The organism is Thalassoglobus neptunius (assembly GCF_007859735.1).
GTDB lineage: Bacteria > Planctomycetota > Planctomycetia > Planctomycetales > Planctomycetaceae > Thalassoglobus > Thalassoglobus neptunius.
In genome coordinates this window covers 1-22,316 of the sequence record NZ_SIHI01000051.1, presented here as the reverse complement: position 1 = coordinate 22,316, position 22,316 = coordinate 1, and the positions used below count along the sequence as shown (strand labels likewise).

Annotated in this window: 18 protein-coding genes and 2 pseudogenes; 12 read left to right on the top strand and 8 right to left on the bottom strand. The window is 53.6% G+C overall.

All coding sequences use genetic code 11. The features are described from left to right. Positions 1-319: pseudogene (locus tag KOR42_RS27530) on the top strand (hypothetical protein); the annotation flags it as partial. Positions 320-378: 59 nt separating this feature from the next. On the opposite strand, the gene KOR42_RS23290 reads toward KOR42_RS27530, so the two are convergent. The 3 genes from KOR42_RS23290 to KOR42_RS23280 all read right to left on the bottom strand — a co-directional run bounded on the left by KOR42_RS23290 (position 379) and on the right by KOR42_RS23280 (position 3,861). After that, complete coding sequence (locus KOR42_RS23290; protein ID WP_231741093.1) at positions 379-1,455, bottom strand: serine hydrolase domain-containing protein; 1,077 nt, start codon at positions 1,453-1,455, stop codon at positions 379-381. 279 nt (positions 1,456-1,734) lie between these two features. Next, complete coding sequence (locus KOR42_RS23285; RefSeq protein ID WP_231741092.1) at positions 1,735-2,751, bottom strand: DUF1214 domain-containing protein; 1,017 nt, start codon at positions 2,749-2,751, stop codon at positions 1,735-1,737. Positions 2,752-2,865: 114 nt separating this feature from the next. Next, the gene (locus tag KOR42_RS23280; protein ID WP_146512240.1) at positions 2,866-3,861 is read right to left on the bottom strand and encodes an MDR family oxidoreductase; all 996 of its coding nucleotides are present in this window, start codon (positions 3,859-3,861) and stop codon (positions 2,866-2,868) included. Positions 3,862-4,186: 325 nt separating this feature from the next. Between KOR42_RS23280 and KOR42_RS23275 the strand changes: the two genes are divergently transcribed. Beyond that, complete coding sequence (locus tag KOR42_RS23275) at positions 4,187-4,723, top strand: GNAT family N-acetyltransferase (protein ID WP_146512239.1); 537 nt, start codon at positions 4,187-4,189, stop codon at positions 4,721-4,723. A 32-nt stretch (positions 4,724-4,755) separates the two neighbouring features. Here KOR42_RS23275 and KOR42_RS23270 read toward each other — a convergent pair whose 3' ends face one another. From KOR42_RS23270 to KOR42_RS23255, 4 genes are read right to left on the bottom strand one after another with little or no spacing between them, the layout of a single operon-like run. Continuing rightward, a complete protein-coding gene (locus KOR42_RS23270) occupies positions 4,756-6,336 on the bottom strand; it encodes a sodium:solute symporter family protein (protein ID WP_146512238.1) in 1,581 nt (526 codons plus the stop codon). After that, positions 6,333-6,698 (bottom strand): hypothetical protein, encoded by a 366-nt coding sequence (locus KOR42_RS23265; protein WP_146512237.1) that lies wholly within the window; start codon positions 6,696-6,698, stop codon positions 6,333-6,335. Before KOR42_RS23265 ends, KOR42_RS23270 begins: the two co-directional genes overlap by 4 nt. Then, positions 6,695-7,720, bottom strand: coding sequence for a sugar phosphate isomerase/epimerase family protein (locus KOR42_RS23260; RefSeq protein ID WP_146512236.1), 1,026 nt, complete (start codon positions 7,718-7,720; stop codon positions 6,695-6,697). The genes KOR42_RS23265 and KOR42_RS23260 overlap by 4 nt, the downstream gene beginning before the upstream one ends. Before the next feature lie 46 nt (positions 7,721-7,766). Then, entirely contained in the window at positions 7,767-8,360 is a 594-nt protein-coding gene (locus tag KOR42_RS23255; RefSeq protein WP_146512235.1) for a DJ-1/PfpI family protein, read from the bottom strand. 216 nt (positions 8,361-8,576) lie between these two features. On the opposite strand from KOR42_RS23255, the gene KOR42_RS23250 reads away from it, so the two are divergent. The 10 genes from KOR42_RS23250 to KOR42_RS23205 all read left to right on the top strand — a co-directional run bounded on the left by KOR42_RS23250 (position 8,577) and on the right by KOR42_RS23205 (position 21,745). After that, a complete protein-coding gene (locus tag KOR42_RS23250; protein ID WP_146512234.1) occupies positions 8,577-9,671 on the top strand; it encodes a LacI family DNA-binding transcriptional regulator in 1,095 nt (364 codons plus the stop codon). Next, positions 9,668-11,248 carry a sulfatase family protein gene (locus KOR42_RS23245; protein ID WP_197441506.1) on the top strand — a complete coding sequence of 527 codons (1,581 nt, stop codon included), beginning with the start codon at positions 9,668-9,670 and terminating at the stop codon, positions 11,246-11,248. Before KOR42_RS23250 ends, KOR42_RS23245 begins: the two co-directional genes overlap by 4 nt. A 3-nt stretch (positions 11,249-11,251) precedes the next feature. After that, on the top strand, positions 11,252-11,485 hold the full coding sequence (locus KOR42_RS23240) for a hypothetical protein (protein ID WP_146512232.1): 234 nt from the start codon (positions 11,252-11,254) through the stop codon (positions 11,483-11,485). After that, positions 11,482-13,008, top strand: coding sequence for a sulfatase (locus tag KOR42_RS23235; protein ID WP_146512231.1), 1,527 nt, complete (start codon positions 11,482-11,484; stop codon positions 13,006-13,008). The genes KOR42_RS23240 and KOR42_RS23235 overlap by 4 nt, the downstream gene beginning before the upstream one ends. Continuing rightward, positions 13,005-16,661 (top strand): PVC-type heme-binding CxxCH protein, encoded by a 3,657-nt coding sequence (locus tag KOR42_RS23230; RefSeq protein WP_146512230.1) that lies wholly within the window; start codon positions 13,005-13,007, stop codon positions 16,659-16,661. Before KOR42_RS23235 ends, KOR42_RS23230 begins: the two co-directional genes overlap by 4 nt. Before the next feature lie 261 nt (positions 16,662-16,922). Next, positions 16,923-18,362, top strand: a complete 1,440-nt coding sequence (locus KOR42_RS23225) for an alpha-amylase family protein (protein ID WP_146512229.1) — start codon at positions 16,923-16,925, stop codon at positions 18,360-18,362. A gap of 238 nt (positions 18,363-18,600) precedes the next feature. Further along, positions 18,601-18,975, top strand: coding sequence for an EthD domain-containing protein (locus KOR42_RS23220; protein ID WP_197441504.1), 375 nt, complete (start codon positions 18,601-18,603; stop codon positions 18,973-18,975). An 80-nt stretch (positions 18,976-19,055) separates the two neighbouring features. Next, the gene (locus KOR42_RS23215) at positions 19,056-20,333 is read left to right on the top strand and encodes a polysaccharide pyruvyl transferase family protein (RefSeq protein WP_146512227.1); all 1,278 of its coding nucleotides are present in this window, start codon (positions 19,056-19,058) and stop codon (positions 20,331-20,333) included. Between the two features lie 211 nt (positions 20,334-20,544). After that, positions 20,545-21,417 carry an alpha/beta hydrolase gene (locus tag KOR42_RS23210; RefSeq protein ID WP_197441503.1) on the top strand — a complete coding sequence of 291 codons (873 nt, stop codon included), beginning with the start codon at positions 20,545-20,547 and terminating at the stop codon, positions 21,415-21,417. A 109-nt stretch (positions 21,418-21,526) separates the two neighbouring features. After that, complete coding sequence (locus tag KOR42_RS23205; protein WP_146512225.1) at positions 21,527-21,745, top strand: hypothetical protein; 219 nt, start codon at positions 21,527-21,529, stop codon at positions 21,743-21,745. Between the two features lie 371 nt (positions 21,746-22,116). Here KOR42_RS23205 and KOR42_RS23200 read toward each other — a convergent pair. Then, a pseudogene (locus KOR42_RS23200) lies at positions 22,117-22,316 on the bottom strand (hypothetical protein); the annotation flags it as partial.

Here is a 22,316-nt window from a genome sequence, read left to right as displayed (position 1 = left end):
CAATCCACTCGACCCACTGCACTCGAGAATAACCCACACGCGACAAGACACCATCCCCCAGGAATTCCAAAACCAGAAACCCCAAAGAATACAACCCAAGTCAACATGCACTCCAAACGGCGCTTACGAATGGATAGAGGAACTCGCCAGAGGCGAATCCCAGGCGGCGACCGGCCAAAACACGATTCGTCGTCCCGTCATGGGAGTGGACCAAGCCCCCATGTGCAATCTGTTTCTCTCTCTTCTACACCATGCTGGAATTAACAAAGACCGATTTGGCAGCAGTTCGGGAACGTTGACTGGTCTGGAATCCGCTTGAATTCGGGCACTCAGCATTTCCTCAGTATAGGCTGAAATGCTCGCCTGTCATCAAATGGATCACTGCTCCGGCGATTTCGCGGGCAACTGCGGCAATTTGATCGGAGGCAGGTTCTCCCGGCCTGCCGGGATGTAACTCGCAGCCCGAGCCAATTCTTCCGTCAGTTCCTTCAACGCTTGAGCATTGTTGGGGAGCGGACCGTCGCTTGCCACTGCCCCCACCACAAAGCGTTCCGTCATCAACGAAAGTTTCTTGACGTCTCTTTGCGGTAGCTCGGAGACGGCCGCGAAAACAATATCCAACTCCGGAATGACGTGTATCAACTGTCCGTGCAGTCCCTTGGCAGCGTAACCTGAATGCGTCCCAACAGGGACGTTGGTCCACCAATAATACCCATACCGATTCGCGGCCAAACGACTCGTCGCCGCCTTAATCCACTTCTCAGAAATGATGCGATCATCGCCCCATCGCCCACCTTGGAGGTACAACTGGCCAAGCTTGGCCATGTCGATCACGCGCAATCGGAGGCCATACCCGCCCGGCACGAGTCCGGTCTGATCAGAATGGACCCATTCCGTGTTCGAGAAGTCCATGGGGGCGAACAGAACGCGTCGCGCATAATGTAGCGGTTCTTCTTCAGTGGCGTTCCGAAGGATCGCATTGACCAGTTGAGGTTCGGCATTTCCATAGGCGAATCGTTCACCCGGCTTGGCTGCCATTTTCAATTCGAGGATGGTGGCTGTCCGATCTTTAGAGCGATGGATTCGTTCGAACACGTCTTTTTGCGGACCCGGATTCGCGGCCCGCGCTTGTGGCAGACCACTTCGCATCGTCAGGAGATCGGAAAGTGTGATGCGGGCCTTTCGTGCGTCCTTCTTCAGAGCCGGTTCGCGCGGGAACAACTCAGAAAGTTTCGCGTCTGTCCCAGGCAGTTCCCCACGATCAATCGCGACGCCAGCCAGTGTCCCGACCACGCTCTTCGTGACGGAATACGTGATGTGGTTGTGGTCGCGAGTGACCCCGCCCGCGTACCACTCGAACACCAATCGACCGTGACGCAGTATGACTATCCCGCGGATATCGAATTTGTTGTCGCGGACATATTTGGACATCTCACGGAGCATCTGCGTCCGCATGCCTTGCGACTCCGGCGTTGCAGCAGGCAGACCTTGTTCCGCCGAAGCCGTCACAGTCCGCGCGAATACCACAAGCAAGAGCACCGCAATCTTCAATTGTCGCCGGGTATGGGCGAGGTGGCTCATATCAGAAAACGGATTTGGGGAGCACGGCATAACAGGGTGCCATTATTGAATATGACGCAACACAAGAGAGGAAAGCCAGCAGAGATGCATCGCTCCGTAAATTCCAATGCAAGGATCGATGCATCTGGCACTGACAAACTTCCCTCAAATTCATCATCGGTGAGTTGGTATAGGCGCTGGTGGGGTCCAATCACCTTCAGTGATCTCCCAGTCGGGAAGGTAAAGCCGAATGATGTAATTCCACCCCTCAGTGATGGGAAGGTAATTGGATGAACTAGGATCACCGCCGAAGTGGATGGTCACACTACCATCGTTATTCTTCTTTCCTGTTACGTTATTCACGGAATAGGCATTTAGCTTGTTGGGGGTAAAAAAACCGTCCTTATTATAGACGGTGACCGACCAGAACCCATTCACCGGAACATCTTTGGGAAAGGTAACCACATGAGCTGTCTTCCCATCATTTTTTTCTGGAACCACGTTGACGTACTTCGCACCGCGTGGAGGATTGCCACCCCAGCCGAAGGAGCTTGCCATCAAATGTGTAATGGGATCCACCTGACCTTTTTTCCCGAAACCATCTGAGAAATCAGACAGTTGGTTAGCAAGGACATTGAGATTTTTGCGGGTTTGCTCGAACGACTTCATGTCCCAATTTGGTAGTTCAAGTTTTCCAGGAGAGGACTGCTTAACTTTGATCGCATCCTGAAGCGCGTGGGCAGCCTTCACGTCTTTCGGGTCATTGGGGTCAACAAATGTTCGGAATGCGGTGAGCACATAGCGAGTACCGACCGAGTCCATTGTCAACGTGACCTTGCCGCTGCCGTGTTTGAGCACCGGCATAAAATGATCCTGACTGATGACCAACAAGGACTGGAACCGATTGGGAGAGGCGGGTTTGGTAATGGTGACAGGCATCGTTAAATCAAATACGCCCACAGAATAAAGCGTGTCTCGGTTCCCTCGAATGGTGGTCTGATTCTCCACAGAATAAGGCTCGCGCATATGAAACATTTTGCCCACGCCCCCGGCTTTCTGGGCATAGCCTTTCATCTGTACGTCGCTCTCAGCGCGGATGTAGTTCTTAATCGTCACAGGGATCCCATCAGCCCAGATCGAGGCGGGCGACAGAGTGATCAACACAGTCAGTGCGAGGATTATTGGTTTCATAACTAGGCCTTTTGTTTTGTGTGGAGGATAAATTTGTTAGCAAATGGCGACCACAATCACCGGGCCGCAATGGGTTGTTTGCCACGAATTATAATGCGACTCAAGAAAGGAAATCTAGGCAGAATTCACGTCAACCACAATGCGCCCTTTGATTTTTCCGTCCAGGATTTTACTTCCAAGTTCGGGAACTTCCGACAGTTTGGCGTCAACAATCATGGCGTCCAGTTTTTCAAGTGGAAGGTCCGTTGCGATGCGTTGCCACGCCCGTTTGCGCGAATCGAATGGTTGGATCACGCTGTCGATTCCTAGCAGGTTGACCCCAGGAAGAAGAAACGGGATGACAGTCGTTGGCAACGACGATCCTCCTGCGAGCCCAACCGCAGCAACCGATGCGCCGTACTTCAACTGACCAATCACGCGGGCCAGCATTTCTCCTCCGACCGCATCGACACAACCAGTCCAGGTTGCCGCTTCCATTGGCTTCTTGATGACTGAGATGATCTCTTCGCGCGGAACGATTCGTGTGGCGCCCAGTGACTTCAGGTAGTCTGAAGTTTCCGGTCGGCCCGTGACCGCAGCGACTTCGTATCCAACATTGGCCAGCACGGCTGTGGCGATCGACCCAACGCCGCCAGCCGCGCCGGTGACCAACACTTCTCCGTCACCTGGCTTGAGACCATGATCTTCCAATGCGAGAATCGCAAGCATTGCAGCAATGCCCGCCGTTCCAACCGCCATCGCCTGCTTCGTCGTGAGTCCATCAGGCAGCGGAACCAGCCAGTCCGCGTTGACGCGAGATTTCTGCGAAAAGCCTCCCCAGTGCGTTTCGCCAACGCGCCATCCGGTCAGCACGACTTTATCCCCTGGGCGATATCGAGGATCATCGGAGGCTTCGACTGTTCCGGCAAAATCGATTCCCGGCACATGAGGATACGCTCGAACGAGTCCATTGCGAGGCTGCAGACATAGCCCGTCTTTGTAATTCAGAGTGCTATACTCGACAGCCACGGTCACATTGCCATCCGGCAACTGATCTTTCGTCACTTGCTGAACCCCAACCGAAACGCCTTTCTCTTCATTCTCCTCGACGACCAGGGCATTAAATGTCATGATTCAACCATGTTAAGTACAGTCTGCGTTGCCAGGCACCATTTAGGGTGGGCAAGAAGAAGCGTTCCCGTTTATTATTATCAAATATTACAGACAGAGTCACTGTACCGAACAAACCTGCGCCGTGCCCAACTTCCTTTTCTCCAATTCTTCGATGTGTGGTGGAAACGATGATGCGAACCAAAGAACGGGCATCCTCCGGCTAAACATTTTTAATAGGCTGTGCGATGGAGTTAAGATCAATCACGTAGAGATCATCCGCTTCGCAAGGGCCTTGGCGTCAACACGGTCGCAACTTGCACTCACTACTTCCTCGCGAGCAAATATGAAAATTCGATCACAGCAACCGAATGACGAAAACGCGATTGCAAAACTTTTTCACAAGGTCTTCAGCGACTCCGAAGGTGAACAGGAGGGAAAGCTCATTGGTCAACTTGCTACGGAAATGATTGCAACCACAGAGGCGCAGGATCTATATGGTTTCGTGGCAATCGAAGAAGTTCAGATCGTCGGTGCGATTTTCTTCAGTCGATTGACGTTTGAGACGGAGAATAATGTTTTCATTCTGTCACCCGTTGCTGTCGACACAGAGCATCAAAGTCAGGGAATCGGACAATCACTTATCCGACATGGCCTTGCAGAGCTAAAGAATCAAGGCGTCCGCTTCGCAATCACATACGGTGACCCGGCCTTCTATTCAAAGGTTGGCTTTCATTCCATAGCGACGACAGAACTCGCTCCACCGTATTCCCTTTCTCAACCGGAGGGTTGGCTTGGTCAATCACTGACGGACGATCCAATCGGCATGATTCCGGGACACTCCGTCTGCGTAAAGGCACTGGATAATCCCGTTTACTGGTAACAAATCCAATGTCGCAGCACCGAACATTCCAATCAAACGCTTCGTGCCTTCAACACCCTTGACTCGATCACAGAAACTGCCACGAAAACGAGTCCATTGACAACAAGTCCCCAAGCTGAGGCGTGCATGGGGATCAGTTCTTTGGCTGCATTGATCCAGAGGATCAGAGGCGACGATTCTTTCGCAAACAGCAACGGGAAAAGCGGTGTAAAGCAAAAGGCCACCAGCAATCCGCACGAGAGTGAGATGATTGCAGCGTTTCGAGTTCCTCGGCCGATGAACAGGACATCCAATGTCATCGGAAGCAGCTGAATACTAAATGCAACTGCAAACAATGCCAGAGTCACAATCATCTGCATCAACCCAGACAAACTGCTTTCCGGTCGGCTTCCTATCAGCACCAAGACAAGCGAGAAGGCCGTTGCCACGAAAATCAGTAACTGCCCCGACCAAAGCTTCTCTCGTTCCGAACAACCACGCCGCAGAAAGCGACTGTAAATATCGCGAGTGAACAGCGCGCTGAGCGCATGCAAGTTGCTGTCCGCAGTACTCATTGCGGCGGCCATAATCGCCACGATCACCAAGGACGAAAGTGTTGCGCCGGCAACTTCGCCCAGCAGCCTGGGCATCAGATCATCGAGCATCACGACGAGGATCTGGTCAAAGCTACCGACTCTTTCGTTCGGCGCAACACCATCGGCTGAAAGTTCGAGCGGATACATCACCTGACCGCCAAGTCCAATCGGCATGATTGCAAAAATGAAACATCCGGTCAGTAAGACAGAGAATATCAGCGCACTGCGGCGCAACGTATCGGCATCGCGAGCCGAATAAAAACGCATCCACTGGGCCGGTTGAATGATTCCTCCGATCGGCATCAGCAGACATACCGTGAATAGCATCGGGAGCTGCCAGAACCCCGTGTTTCCAGGCACTGTGAGCGAAGATGTTGGAAGCTGGTTCACTTCGTGCAGGAAGGCTGACGGCCCGCCCATGCTGACAACCAGCGAAATACCACCCAATGCCATTCCCATCACGAGCAGGGCACATTGCAACGCATCGGTCCAGGCGACGCTACGCATGCCACCAATCATGATGTACAGCGCCGTTATCACCGACAGGACGATTGCCCCTGCTTCGAACGCATGATCGTACCCGCTGAACAGCACGGCAGCCAATTCGCCGCCCGCCTTCAACTGCATCATCACATAGGGAATCGCAAATAAGAATCCGACCAACGCCACCAGCAGCCGCAGCCCGACTCCATCACCATAGTGATCGCATAGCATGTCCGCTTGAGTGATGTACCCTCCGCGTTTTCCCGCACGACGAATCGGATTGCCCAAAAGATAGATTGCGACTCCGGCAATTGGAACGTTCAGGCTGACGAGCGCAAATACCAATCCTTCACGATAGACCATCCCCGGAGCGCCCAACAATGCAAAGGAACTGAAGAAGGTCGCCATGATCGTCATGGCCGAGATAAACCAGCCTTGGCCGCGACCCGCCAAGTAGTAATCTTCTTCGCTGCGCTCGCCTCGACGATACCCCAGCCAGCCAAACAGCAACAACACGCCGAGGTAAATCAACACAACGAGGATCGGGATGGTCATCGCGGCAACTCTCCTTCGCCACGCTCTGCGGAATTACGCTCCGGTCGTGACGGCGCATTGTGCGTCCGGCAAGATTCCGCAACACCTGTTGATCGCCAGACGGTCAGGCTTGCGACAATCACCACGGCGACCTGGACGAAGTACCAAAGGATACCCCATGCGTATACCAGCGGGATGCCGCTGATACTCTCGGGACGATTCACAAGCAACACGCCCGGGCCGGTTCCCATGATAACGCTTAGGCAGAAGACGGCAGCCAGCGCGATCGACAGCTTCGATCTTGCGACTTTCGTAACGGACGGATTATCCGAATCGGACTCTCTGCTTTCACCGAATTCCGATTCCGTTGTGCTGCTGGTCACCGTGGCCTCCTGACGCCCGAACGTTCAAAGGCCTTAGACAAATTCCGATAGCAAAGCCGTGCAGCGGCCAAAGCATCATAGTTGTCCCGCCGAGAAACCATGCTGCTCACTTCACAGTTGATGTCGCCGCGATAACCTCCCGCATGCAGCCTCGCAATAAGCTTCGCAAAGTCGATCGTACCAGCTTCACCGGGAAGCAAAAACGAGACACGATCATCGTTCTGCACAGCATCTTTGACAGCCACATGGGCCACGTATGGCAGCGACTCTTCTGCGGTTTTCTCAAGCGTCATTCCGCGAAACGCATAATGACTGAAATCGTAAACCATCCGGAGGTGTTTTGGCTTCCCAAGTTGCTTGAAGAGCCAGATCGCTTCAGCAGGCTTAGAAACCACGCCTCCACGGTGTGGCTTGATGGCGATAATGACGTTGGATTCCTGGGCCAACTGACTCCATTGTCCGAGGTAGTCGCGCAGTCGTTCGCGTGCTTCGGAGAATCGGCCACCGCCCAGTACTGTCTGGATCAACGGTGGGGAATCGGGCGACAGGTTATTGGCTAGCTCGGCAGCGAGTCGCAATCGTTCCAAGGCGTATTTTTGACGCTTGTCACTGGACGGCCTCACGTGTTCCATAAGGGACGTTAGCTTGATTCCTGAGCTGGCGAGACGCATACGAATCTTACGACGACGATCGCCTGTAAGTGTTGCTGCGTCCGCGTCGGCGCCTGCACGAACAGATATTTCAACGCTGTCGAACCCAATCTCATCAAGGAGATCAATGGCACGTTCGGATTTGATCGAAGGCATACCGTAAGTGCTGAAGCCCAATGTACACCCCACTGAGCCATTCCCCGAATCGGCTGCATCTCCATGCGCTGGCAAAGCGAAGCTGTTGGTCAAGCAGGCGGCGGATGCAATGACGAGTGCTTCGCGTCGCGAAAACACGGCGTGCTGCAAGTTGCGCATGGTTGGAGCTCGACTCAAATCGGGGTTCGATTCGTTGGTTTTGATGTTTCGGTTCATAACACAGCTTCTTGTGTTGGAGATCAATCTGCACGCATCGGTGATGCTACGTTGCCGAGTTCGCTTTACGGCGCTGATCCTGCAGGAGTGTCACGAATGGCTTGAAGAACGTCGCGTAGTCGTGCCAGGTTCGGCAAGAAACCAGGTTTCCGTCCCGGTGAATCGACTCGTCCACGTATTTGCCGCCGAACTGAGTGATATCGAGCGCACACTTGGCAACCGTCGTTGCAGTACGTTCTTTCAAGCAACCGGCCGCGGCAGCGATTTCGATGCCATGGCAAACCACGGCTACAGGCTTGTTCTCAGCAAAGAAGTGTTGTGTGATTTGCAGCAGATGATCGTCGTACCGCAAGTACTCCGGTGCTCTCCCGCCTGACAAGAACAACCCGGCGTAGTCATGTGGATCGACATCCTGGAATGCCACCGTGGCACGGATGTGATACGAAGCCTGTTCTCGGGTAATGTCCCACGGGATATTGGCCGCCGGTGGAATCTCGTGCATGACACCGTGATAGGTTCGTGAATCGGGTGCAGCAACAACGACTTCGTATTCCTCTTCAGCCAGTCGAAAGACCGGATACAGCGTATCCATCATCTCCGTTGCGTCGCCGATCGGCATCAAGATTTTCGGCAGGGGCATCGACCTTCCCTTCATTTTCTAGAGTAACGTGGCGGCATCCAGGAATGCAAACAGACTGCAAATTGCATGCAAAAAACACCAGCCAAGGCGGCCGAATATTAATAATTTCCAATACTTTATAGCAAGTTGAAGCGTACTGTCGCTTGCAAACAACGCAAGCTTGTGGAAAATTATTGCAAATAAACAACAGTTTGCATCCTCTTGCATGGATCAATCGTGGCAACTCAGGCAACCGAAAGCGTGACGCTTCAACAGGTCGCTGATGCGGCTGGAGTATCCGTCAGCACGGCAAGCCGCGCGCTTCGAGGGAACCCGGCGATTAGTGATGTCGCGACCGCGAAGATTTGTCGTGTCGCCAAGTCGATGAACTATCAACCGCTCCGGAAACGCAAGCAGCGTTCGTCCGACCCACAACCGTCTGGTGAGCTTGGGCTGAAGCTCAATCGATTGGCGGTGGTGACGCTGGGAATGGCCCCATCGCTGGTTTCGCTTCCCGCCGTGGCGGACTCCATCGGCGGGACCGAAGAGGCAGTGTCGGCCACCGGCGCAAAGCTGCACCTTCTTAACCTGCCGTATCTCAAACAAACGCCTCCAATGTCGCTGCAGCTGGATGGAGTCTTCCTGCTTGGTGCGATGCAGGGACGTCATGTTGCTGATAGCTCGGATCCGTTCGTTCAGCAACTGCTAAGAATTCCGCACGTCTGGTTATTAGGGCGACCGGAAGGATGCAGCGGCGATGCCGTCGGTGCAGGCGACGTTCAGCTTGGGTCGATGGCAGCTGATTACCTGGCGGATCGCGGACACCGGGACGTTGCGTTCGTCGGACCGAAACCCGATCACTTGCTGATGATGCGTCGCGAAGGCGGATTTCTTTCACAGGCCATTCGGCGCGGATTGAATGTGGAGCGATTTGTGGAATCTCCGACGCAAGGTTGGACGGTACCGGTCAAGCCGCCACTGACAACTGACAGCGTACAAGCCTTGATTGACCAAATGCTTGAGTCAGAGAAACCCATTACGGCGATCTTCGCGGCGTCGGACAGCGTCGCTGCGATGTGCTATCGCGCGCTGGCTGTGCGCGGGTTGCAAGTCGGCAAAGACATGAGTGTCATCTCAGGAAACAACGACACCGCGATCATTCAAAGCCTGTATCCCAGTCTGACCACGTTCGATATTCACGCTCGTGATCTCGGCTTGCTGGCCGTTTCGCAGCTTGCCGCTCGACTGTCGACCGGTAACAAGCTACCTGACGTCGAAATAAGTCTGGAACCTACGTTGGTGGAAGGCGAATCTGTGAGGAGTCTATTGTGAGTGTTCAACCGAGATCCATCCTGTTGATTGTTCGCTGGCAAACGCTCCGGACGGTGTTGGTGTTGTTGATTACGGTCCTTTTTCAGCGGGTCGCTCACCCTCAGCCACCAATTACTGTAACCGAGGAGGTTCAACGGCCTAACGTGCTGGTGTTTGTGTCTGACGATCAATCATGGCGCGACGCGGGTGCGTACGGCCATCCGCTGATCAAGACGCCAAACTTTGATCGCATTGCTCGTGAAGGTGTCTTGTTCAGCCATGCCTATTGCTCGTCTCCGTCGTGTACTCCCTCTCGTGGAACCATGTTGACGGGAATGCACCATTGGCAGCTGGAGGAAGGCGCCAATCTACACAGCACTCTGCCAGCGAAATTTGAATGCTATCCGGACATCTTGGAAGAAGCGGGTTATGCCATTGGCTTCATTGGAAAGGGGTGGGGCCCAGGCAAGCATGCGGTAGGCGGTCGATCGAGGAATCCCGCCGGTCCCGAGTTCAATAAGCTGCGTTTCAAGCCAGACGAATTGCCAACAGGAGGCATTTCCAACAAGCACTACTCGGCGAACCTCAACGCATTCCTGGAGAGTTGCCGCGACAAGCCTTTTTGTTGTTGGGTTGGAACACACGAGCCGCATCGCGACTACGAGTTTCGATCCGGGTTGACGGCGGGACGCGAGCCGAACGACGTCAAGGTTCCGAAGTTCTTGCCGGATCTTCCGGATGTTCGCATTGATTTACTCGACTACTATCGAGAAATCGAGTGGTCCGACCAGCAGTTGGGGGCGTGTCTTGACGTTCTCGACAAGCACGGTCAGCTGGACAATACGTTCATCCTGGTTACGTCGGATAATGGAATGCCGTTTCCGCGTTCCAAGTGCAGTCTGTACGACTCAGGTGTTCGCTTGCCTTTGGCAATCCGTTGGCCAGATCAGATTCCCGCCGGAAGGATCATCGACGACTTCGTTCACTTCGCGGACTTCGCCCCGACACTGTTACAGATTGCCGGACTAGATGGACGTCCAGAAATGACGGGACGGAGTTTGTTGCCGCTGTTGCAGTCCGATCGTTCCGGACAGATTGAACCAACTCGCGACCACGCTGTTTTTGGCCGAGAACGCCACTTGGCACACGCCAACCCAGGTGGTGTCTACGCGATGCGTGGAATCCGTACCAAGCGTTATCTCTTGATTCGCAATCTGTTTCCGGATCTCTTTCCTTCCGGTCAACCTCCGCATTACACGAACGTGGATCGCGGTCCAACGAAGTTTGCGTTTATGTTGCATGCAGATGAACCGGAGGTGAAACGGACTCTGGGCTACGTTCTTGAGAAACGGCCCTCTGTTGAGCTGTACGATTGCAAGCTCGATCCAGATCAGATTAACAACCTCGCTAGTCACCCCGATTTCCGGAAGATTCGCGAGCGGTTGGAGGGAAAACTCGACCAGGAACTCAAGCGCACGGGTGATCCGCGTGCCTTGGGCAAGCCCGTGAGCTGGGCGGACGCCCCCTATCATTCCGGCTCCGGCGAAGCTTGGGTCGAGCGGCAACGAGAAGCCATCCAGAGGTATTTGAGGGAGTAGCAAATGAATTTGAGACGTCGCGTTCTTCCGACCAATGGTGCAACCTCAGTCGGAACCATTCTGTTGATATCGTTTATTGCCTGCTCAACATCGTCGGCTGATGACTTGACTCCAATCAACACACAGGCCGCCGGCGAGTATCCGCTGCCACCCGAGCAAGCGGTCAAGCGATTGCGCGGGCTGCAAGTCGGCAAATCCCGACGGCAACGAAAAACGACAGCGATTTGGAGAAGATGATGAGAATATTTCATGGTGCGTTTTGGTTAACGTTTGCCTGCTTGTTTGTTCGAGTTTCGGGTGCGGAAGACCGCCCCGACGTGGTGTTCATCATGATTGATGACCTGAGGCCGATGCTTGGCTGTTATGGATCGCAACATGTCAAGACGCCGAACATCGATCACCTGGCGAGTCGCGGAGTCGTGTTTGACCGAGCCTATTGCCAGTACGCAAAGTGCGGTCCATCGCGACTATCATTGATGACTGGGCTACGTCCTGATTCGACTCGTGTTTATGGTCACAGCGAAAAAGATTTGAATCGATTCCGTACCAGGCGACCTGAGGCTGTCTCGATGGCACGCTGGTTTAAGCAGCATGGATACCGGACGCTTAGCTTCGGCAAGACAGATCATGATCGCTGGCAGCTCGCAGCCGATTGGTCAGAGAAGCCTTCACCCGGAAGGGATAAAGAAATCCTGGAATTGGTTGATGCGGACAATCCGTCCGGACCAACTATCATTGCCGATCGATTGAACTGTCCATTCTTCCAAAGTCCAGACGTTTCCGACGACAAGTTGTTTGCCGGACGGATGACGAAGCTGGCAGTGGAAGCACTTCGTCAGCGCAGCCGGGACACTCCTCAATTCCTAGCGATTGGTTATCGCCGCCCACACTTGCCACTGGTTGCTCCCAAACGCTACTTCTCGCTCTACAAGCCTGATCGATCATGGCTGGCGACAAACCCACGGCCCGCGAAGGGCTCCCCGATTGTGGCCTGGCTAAACTCGGTCGCTTATGCCAAATCGGCGGGGCGACTCGGTTACGCCATGCCAACCGATCCGTCCCGATCTGAGGCGATGATGTGGAGCGGGTATGAGCTGAGGAGTTACGTTGGGGTGCCCAACGTTGGTAAAATCCCCGAAGCCATTCAGCTTCAGGTTCTGCAGGCCTACGCGGCATGTGTCAGCTACGTTGATGCTCAGGTCGGCAAACTGATCGCGGCGATTGAAGCAACCGGCGGCCTCGACAACACGATCGTCGTTTTGTGCTCGGATCACGGCTGGCATCTTGGTGAGCAGAGCGCCTGGGCCAAGATGACGAACTTTGAGGTCGCCACACGCGTTCCGCTGATCGTGTCTGCTCCGGGAATCAAACCCGCTCGATCCAGCATGCTCACCGAATTGGTAGATCTGTATCCGACGATCTGCGAGCTATCCGGCATCGCAGCGCCGAATCACCTGGAAGGCGAGAGTTTTGCGGCTGAACTTACCGGGAAGGGAGCGGAGCAGCAATTTGCGCTCAGTCAAATTTCGCGTCATGGAAAGAGGTACATCGGTCGAGCGATTCGCACCGATCGTTTTCGATACATCGAATGGACTGAGACCGCGAGCGGACGTATTTTTGAGCGGGAACTCTACGATCACCGCGCCGATCCGAACGAGACGTTCAACGTCGCGAATAATCCGCAATACGCTGATCGAACGCAGGGGTTAAAGAAACTACTGAGGCGTTCCTACGGAATCGCAACAGGAGACAACCAATGAAGCGGTTGATAATGAGCGAATGTGTTCCTCAAAGATTTTTTATGAGTCGGGCATACGGCACCCTGTTGTCTGTGTTGCTCCTGGCATGCTCGATGACGTTGGCGGATGACTTGATTCCGGTCAATACCCAGGCGGTCGACGAACATCCGCTTCCGCCCGAGCAAGCGGTGAAACGATTGCGTGTTCCGACCGGATTCCAGGTCACGCTTGCTGCTGCGGAGCCCGATGTCCGTCAGCCAATCGCGATCACGTTTGACGATCGAGGTCGCCTGTGGGTCGCAGAAAGCTATTCCTACAACGGCAGCAGCTTTACTGACGAGACGAATGATCGCATCCTGATTTTTGAGGACACCACGGGCGATGGAATTCTCAACAAACGACACGTGTTTTGCGACAGGCTAACCCATCTGACCGGACTGGAGATCGGCTTTGGAGGTGTCTGGATTACCGCGCCGCCCTGCCTGAGCTTCATTCCAGACAGGGACCACGACGATGTTCCCGATGGACCACCGATCATTCACCTAGACGGCTGGAACGTGAACGCTGAACACAACAATGTCAATGGACTCGAATGGGGACCGGACGGTTGGCTTTACGGTCGTCACGGAATCAAACAGCCTTCGCTCGTCGGTAAGCCTGACTTCAACAATGAAGAACGGGTCGAGCTGAGCTGTTGTATCTGGAGATACCATCCGACATCGAATGATTTCGAGATTGTCAATGATGGGACCATCAATCCGTGGGGGCTTGATTTCGACGAGCATGGACACGGCTTCTTTTCAACCAGTGTTGTCGAGCATCTGTGGCCGCTCATCCCCGGCGCCCACTACGAACGCTGGAAAGAACGAAACGATCACCCCAATCCATACGCATACGAACTGATGACTTCGATGTGCGATCACGTGCACTGGGCGTCTAGAATGTTTGATAAGCAAAGCCGGGTTGCTGAAGGAAACGCGGCGCATGGCGGAGGTCATTCCCACTGTGACGCGATGATCTATCTGGGCGGTCACTGGCCGAACGAATATCGTGGCGCGATGCTGATGAGCAATATCCACGGCCGACGTATTAACTGTGATCGGTTGGTTCAGGACGAACATGGTTTTCGAGCCATTCATGACGAAGACTTCATGCTGGTCGATGATCCCTGGTTTCGTGCTGTTTCGATGGAGTACGGACCCGATGGAGACGTCTACCTGACAGACTGGTCAGACAATGGCGAATGTCACGACCGCGACGGCGTCCACCGCACAAGCGGACGCGTTTACAAAATCTCATGGGGCCGGCCGCGATTGGTCTCAGTCAACCTGATAGAATCTACCAATGAGGAACTCATCGCGAATCTGTCGAATGCGAACCAGTGGTACGTGCGCCATTCGCAACGAATCCTGCAAGAACGAGCTGCAGCCGGGGACGACATGCGCGCCGCGATCAGACAGATCGAGCAAATGTGCGATGAAGCGAAAACACCTGCACTCCGGTTGCGTGCTCTCTGGGCGCTCCATTCGATCGACGGGCTGCGGAAGGAGCGACTGACTGCTCAACTGAAACATGAAAGTGAACATGTTCGGTCTTGGGCCCTTCGATTGTTGGCTGACCGCGAACAGCTCGGTTCCGTCGATCCGCAGTTGTTGAAAACCATCGCACTTTCCGATTCTTCGCCTCTGGTGCAACTGTCTTTCGCGTCGTCCATCCGAAAGTTGTCTGTTGGTAATCGCCAACCCTTCATCCTTTCTTTGGCTCGACAACGGAGCGGATGGGACAACGCAAACCTGCAGCGAATGATTTGGTACGCGATTGAGCCGGAGGTTGCAGCCGATCCAGTCCGATTTTTGAATCAACGGAGCAATGTTTCGCCACTACTGCAACGATGGATCATTCGACGCGTGTGCGAGAAAACAGCACCATCGACAGAACTACTGTTCACGCAGATCTCAAGGGAAGCGAGCCCGAAGCAAATCGTTGCGTACCTGGATGGAATAAATGACGCCTCGGTCGAGTCGATCGAACTTACAGAAGAGTCTGAGCTTAAAGTCAACGAATGGACCAGGCACACGAATGCCAACGTTCGACTCGCAAGTATCCGACTAGCGGTCAAGGTGGGTGGCGACATCTTCCGCTCTTTGCGTCCGCTCTTGCATGATCACGCGACCGATCCGAAAACAGCCGAGGCCATTCTGTCCGGGATGGTGCAACATCAAACCGACTCTTTGTCACAAGACGTCAAGGCGTTGATCCAGACGCGACATCTGACCGTCCAGGCATTGCGTGCGGCTGCTTCCGTCAAAGATGCTACGGTAATCGACACGATACTCGCCACGTATGGAGATCTAACCGACTATGAACGATCGGCGGCGATCGACGTATTGGTTTCTCGTAAATCCAGCGTAAAGCGATTGCTATCGTTGATGGAGCAAGATGCGATCCCCGCATCAGATCTATCTGCCGCGCAAGTTCAGCAGGTGAACGCATTGCGAGACAGGACATTATCTCAACGACTGGAAAAGCTCTGGGGCAGCGTTCGGTCTTCGTCGGCGGATCGAACGGCGAGAATCCGGAAGTTGGAATCTCAACTTTCCTCCGACTTCCTACGCGAAGCCGATCTCGCTGCCGGTCGAGCCCTTTTTGCAGAAAGCTGCGGGAAGTGTCACAAACTCTTCGGCAAGGGAACGACTTTGGGGCCGGACCTCACTGGTTCGCAACGCGGAAATTTGAACTACCTGCTGTCCAACATCATCGATCCCGGTGCAGCCGTCCCGGCAGACTTTCGTATGTCTGTCATTGTTACGGTAGACGGCCGTGTCGTTTCAGGGGTCATCACTAAACAATCCAAGTCTGGCGTCACTGTGCGAACGGCGAACGAAACCATTCACATTCAGCAGGACGATATCGACGTGCTCCGTAAGACATCGACGAGCATCATGCCCGACGGACTTGTTGACAAGTTGAGCAAGGAACAGACCCGTGACCTCATCGCATGGATCATGAGCGATGGAGCTATCGGAGCTGAAGAAACAGGCTTTGTATCGATCTTCAATGGCAAGGACTTGAAGGGATGGAATGGAAAGCCACAAGCCTGGGAAGTTCGCGAAGGGGCGATCTGGTGTACCGGCAAGTCAAAAGAGAAGAATTGGCTGATCTGGCGCGGAGCAGAACCGAGTGACTTCGTATTGCGAATGGAATTCCTCTGGGACCAAGGCAATTCCGGTGTGCAGGTTCGCAGTGACGATCTCGGTTCATGGATGGTGTCGGGATACCAGGTCGAAGTCGCCGAGCAGGACGTGATGGGGCTTTGGCATCATTCGTTACTTGACAATGACCACCCAAGGAAAGGCGTGCGGCACTTGATGGCCACTGCGGGACAATCAGTGGTTTTGAAATCCGACGGCACAAAGGATGTCCGTCGGGAAGCAGATGCGAACCGCGTCAGGCAGGGTTTCCGCGAGCACGGTTGGAACGAATTGGAAATCATCGCTTCGGGCGACAAGCTCGTCCAGAAAATCAACGGAGTCGTGTTTGCAGTCGTCACCGACCAGGACCCAAAGATGAGTCGGCAAAAAGGATTCATTGCGATTCAGGATCATGGCAAAGGCTGTCGGGTTGCCTTTCGTAATATTCGTATCCAAGAGATGGACGCGCCAAGTTCAGAATGAACAGCAACAACGTAGCACGCTACTCACCAAGGATTCAAAATCGAAATGACACGAAATCCATCTACCAAGCCGCCTAGCCGACGCGACTTTTTCAACCAGGTCGGCTGCGCAGCTGCATGGGCATGGGCATCACACGCGGCTTGCTTGAACGCTACGGCTGTAAACCGCAACGCACCCCTTCACGTGATATACAGTAATGACACAACGAACATTCTGTCCTGTCAACGGCCTGATCAAAGAAGCAAAGAGTTCACCGATGCTTTGCTAAGAAAGTCCATCGTAGAGGCCAGCGGAGCGGATGCGCACTTTCTGCAACCCGGGCTGGGATGGATTCCGTGGTGGTCGTCCAACATCTATTCGATCGAAGACCACCATCGCTGGCTTCGCGACACGTTTAAGGTTAAAGGAGTACGCAAGGTCGGCCGCTTTCTACTGGAAGGTGGCGATCTGTTAGCAACGCTGGTCGATGCCTGTCGGCAAATGAACCAAGCACCGTTTCTGAGCTATCGCCTAAACGATGGACACCATGTTCGCGAACTTGCTGAAGCGCTCAAACGTGGTAGACCAACGCCAAACATGGCTCGTCATTATTGGGATAACTATGAACGTTTTCGGATTGGGCCGGATCAAAAATCGTGGGACAATGGCGTTTTTGACTGGTCCTTTCCCGAAGTCCGAGACTACAATTTCTCGCTGATCGAAGAAGCCTGCTCGAACTATGATCTCGCCGGTTTGGAACTCGACTTTCTTCGTCACTGGGTAAGGTTCGGGCCAAAGACCAAGCAATCCGACCGATTGAAGATCACAACGGACTTTGTACGACGCATTCGCAAAATGTTGGACCGCACGGCAGCCGATCGCGGATTGCCGCGATGGTCACTGTGTGTTCGCGTACCCGCTGCTGCAAAGGTGCGTCCGGATCAGGGTGTCGACTTGGCGGCGTTGGTTGATGCCGGTGTGGATATGGTCAATTTGTCACACAGCTACTTCACTTGGCAGGACGACAGTGTTGCGGTGGCAAAACGTCAGGTCGGTGAAGCAGCCGCAGTCTATCTGGAAATGACTCATGCGACGATGACCGGAAAGGCGACCAATGGAAGCGGAACCCAACCCTTCCTGCGAACCACAGACCAACAGTTCTATACATCCGCTCGGATCGCTTACGATCAGGGAGCCCAGGGTGTCAGTCTGTTTAATTTTCCATACTATCGTTACCACGTTGCCGAGCAAAACGGCCCGTTTCACGAACCGCCGTTTCATGTATTGCCTCGGCTGAAGGATGAGCAATTTCTGCGCTCACAATCCGAGTCGTATTTTCTCAGTTCGGGAAGAAACGATCCCATCCTCGGTGAAAAAACTTTACCGACAACCCTCAAACGTGGTCATCCCCAGACGCTCTCGTTGGCAATGTTGCCTGCCGAAAAAGAACGGGCCGAGGGACTCATTCGACTTCGCTCCGATGGCCCCATCGACGGTCACGAGATCGACGTCCACTTCAACGACAGCAAACTGTCTCCTGTCCCCGCAGTCACGAATCCGCTGTCGCATCGTTACGAAAACACTTGGCTGGGTTCCCCCGAGGAATTCGCCTGTTTCGCGCTCCCTGCGAGTGTGCCGATGCGAGCAACGAACGAATTAAAAGTCGTTGTGCGTCAGGGTGCCCGCGTACGTCTCATCTATCTGGATGTGATTCTGCAATGACAATAATTGTAGTTGGTATCAGCTGTTTGTGTCGTAGTCTTGAGTTCCACTCAGCAATACACTCTAGCATAGGACGGGTGCTCGATGGTGTGACATGCCCGACCGATTCCCGTCACGGAATCAACAGCACTGCGGGCTGGTCCATGAAACGGTCTTATGCGTTGCCGTACGTAGACCTGACGAGATCGAAATGCTGTGCTATGGTCACGCTCTCCTGAATTTTTCGAGAAAGAGAATAATGATCAAAATCAGCTACATTATGCGGCGGCTACCGGAATTGAGCCGCGAAGAGTTCCAGGCATATTGGAGTGAAAAACATCCTCAGGCGGTACCGGCAGACGCCTTTCAGACGCTGGGCGTGAAACGCTACGTTCAAGTCCTTCCGCTGGACACGGCTGCTCGCGATCTGGTGATTGGTCCTCGCACTGGACTGGTTGAATCCTTTGACGGGGTCGCCGAGCTTTGGGTTGAGAGTGAAGAGGCTCTCCTTCGCGATTGGTCTGACGAGAAAGCTAAGGAGTACCTGAAAATCTTCTTTGAAGACGAAAAGAACTTTATCGATTGGACACGGTCAACAATCCTTGTCTCCAAAGAAAATGTCGTCATGGCATAGCAATGGGACTGATTTGCCCTCAGCAAAGGGTTGGTTATCAGCCCGGCAAAGTTCAACAATGTAATGCAGTGAGTGATGAGATGCGCAGAAGAATTTTCCTCCAGTTATCGAGTGGTGCTCTATTGGTAGCCGGGTTGGAGACAGCGTTGGCGGAAGCCTCCGACTTGGAACCGCGAATCCTTCTCCGTTCCTCATGGCAAACGGTCAATATTGGCGACATTGCTCATACTCCGGGAGTGCTTCGCATTCTGCGAACCCATCTGCCGAAGGCCAAGGTGACATTGTGGCCATCAAACGTTGACAACGGCGTTGAACAGCTGCTGCTAAACGAGTTTCCCGGCCTGACGATCGCCAAGCCGGGAAGCGAGGAATTGAAGCACGCGTTTAACCAATGCGATTTTTTGCTTCATGGCAGCGGTGCCTCGATCGTTGCAGAGCGAGATTTGATTCGCTGGAAAAAGGAAACCGGCAAGCCCTACGGTATTTACGGGATCACTTTTCCTCGCAAAAAGTCTTCCGCCACAAGTGATCGCACCCGGAAAGATATGGAGCGTTCGATTCAAGTGTTGACCGATGCGCAATTCGTGTTCTTTCGTGATAGCAAGTCGCTGGAGTTGGCCAAGTCATTGGACGCGAAATCGCCAGTGATGGAGTTTGGTCCTGACGGTGCATTTGCCTGTGATTTGAGAGACGATGAGAAAGCGGAACAGTTTCTGGCGGAGAACAAACTTGAAGCGGGAAAATTCTTGTGCTGCATCCCCAGATTGCGATACACGCCATATTGGACGATCAAAAAGGGCCGAGCGTTTGATCCTGTTAAGCATGCTCGCAACGAAGAAATGAAGGAGCACGATCACGCGCCGTTGCGGACCGCAATTGAACGTGTTGTCAAAGAGACTGACAAGAAGATCCTCATCTGTCCCGAAGATCGAACGCAAATGGCAGTCGGCAAAGAAATGCTGTACGACAAACTGCCACAGAAAATACGGGAACGAGTCGTTTGGCGACCACACTATTGGCTGACAGGAGAAGCAGTGAGCGTCTACATCTGCAGCGCTGGCCTGTTTGGCAACGAAATGCACTCGCCCATCATGTGTATTGGTCACGGTGTCCCGGCAATCGTCTGCCGCTTTGCCGAGCAAACCAGCAAAGGATACATGTGGGAAGACATCGGCTTGAATGACTGGCTCTTCGATCATGATTCGGAATCAGACCGGAAACGCATCGTCCCGACCGTTCTTAAGATGGCGAAAGAAAACGCCGCCGCCAAGGCAAAGGCTGCTCAAGCACAAAAATTGGTGCAGCAAAAGCAAGCCGAAACGATGCGTACCCTCGCAACAGCACTTGATCTCAGTTAGCGTCGGTGCTGGGTGCACTTGCGTATTGCCGAAAGTTGTCTCGGCGGAGTTCGTTGTGGTATGATTGACGAGCCGCAGATGCGACCGCGCCACCAATAGCCGCCGCGTTTGAATCGATCACGTCAAGGTGTAATGTTTTTCGTTTGAATCTTAGTCGAGAAAATCACACATGAAACTTTGTTCTTCACAGTGTCAAATTGCAGTGTTGCTGATGGCGTTCGTATTACCGATTTTAGTTCCCTCGGAGGTGAATGCACAGCAGGCGCCGTACATCAAGAAGGCACTCGAGAGCGTGACCGTCGAACGTGACATCGCGTATGTCAAAGATGGACACGAGCGGCAGAAACTGGATTTGTACGTTCCCAAGTCGGAAGGGGATTCAAAGTTACCCCTCGTCGTTTGGGTTCATGGTGGCGGTTGGGCGCAGGGATCCAAAGACCGGATCGGAAGCTGCCTGTGGGTCCTTAAGGAAGAATTCGCGCTTGCAAGCGTCGGATACCGATTGACCGATGCCGCAACCTTCCCTGCCCAGTTGGAAGACTGCCAAGCCGCCATCAAATGGCTGAAAGAGAACTCCGGTTCCCGTGGTGTCGATCCGAACCGAATCGTTGTCTGGGGGGGATCCGCCGGAGGCCATCTCGTTTCCTTGCTGGGAACGACAGGAGATCCCAATGATCCGGCCGATGACATCTCGGGCGTGATCGATTGGTACGGGCCATCGGAGTTGCTAACAATGCAGGTACAACGGACATTGCCCGTTAAACTTGATGCCGACGCTCCGAATTCCTTCGAAAGCAAACTCATTGGCGGGGCGCTGCAAGAGAATAAGGAAAAAGCGAAAAAAGCAAGTCCTGTAACGTACGTTTCTTCTGACGATTCGCCATTCCTCATCATGCATGGTGACAAGGACCCGTTAGTGTCCGTGACGCAAAGCAAAACGCTCCATGCAAAACTCAACGAGGCTGGTGTCCCCACAAAGCTGCATATTTTGCGTGGTGCGGGACATGGCGGTCAGCAATTTCAAAGTGAATCATCTCGAAAGATGGTACGCGAGTTTCTGAACAACCGATTGCGTTCTGAGTGAGTTTCGAATTGAGAGAAACGTCACGTGCGAACTTTGCCTCGTTCGCCACCGCGATCCAAAAGCCGAAGGTTGCAGACTCCAACGGTTGATCTTAGACAGGAGTTCATCAATGTCAGAAATCAAGAGTCCCAAGCTCTACCGCCATTTTCAGAAGCTTGCCCTAGTCGTCGGGGTCGCACTCACCATTGCCGGATATGTGATGAAAGAGCAGATGCCAGCTCTCTTCGTGATCGGCGCTACAGTGCTACTGCACGGCCTCATCGCGACCGTAATTCTGACAGTTGAAGATCGCAGAACGAGTGAGGATTCGACGTCAGAGCCGAATTGATCCCGGAACTTCCAACCGTTGACCATCATCGCGACGCTGTCTTCCCGCTCAACTTCGTCGCGGTCAGTTGTTCCTATTTGACGATGTGGCTGGCTGTCGCGAACGGTGGTCGATCCTGTGCAGCACTTTGCAGATAAACTGCAAGAAGTTGCCTGATTTTGACTGTCATGCACGTGGCTGCGCTGTGCAAATGACGGCGGATAGCCCTTGTTTGCCTTGGACGAGCCGTTTGTTAAATGTCGCAGCGAAAGTGACCGATATAATCCCTGCGACCCTTTTTGTCGGAGTTAAGGGAAATATTGACCGCTCAGGGATAGTGCGATGACTCGACAATGCTGTGTTGAAAACAAATCACAGGTTTTGATCGTGGGCTAACGCCTCAGGGCGTAGGCGAGGACTTTGAGGGCGGCTTCGACGAACAGGGCTTTCTCGCTTCTGGCTGAGAGTGCGGCACCTGTGGTTCGCTTCAATCCGCTCATGAATGATTCCACAAGCCAGCGTCTGCCGTATCCTTTTGTTTCGAGTTCTGTCCTGGTCATCTGTGAGCGGTACTCGCCATTCAGCTTACCGT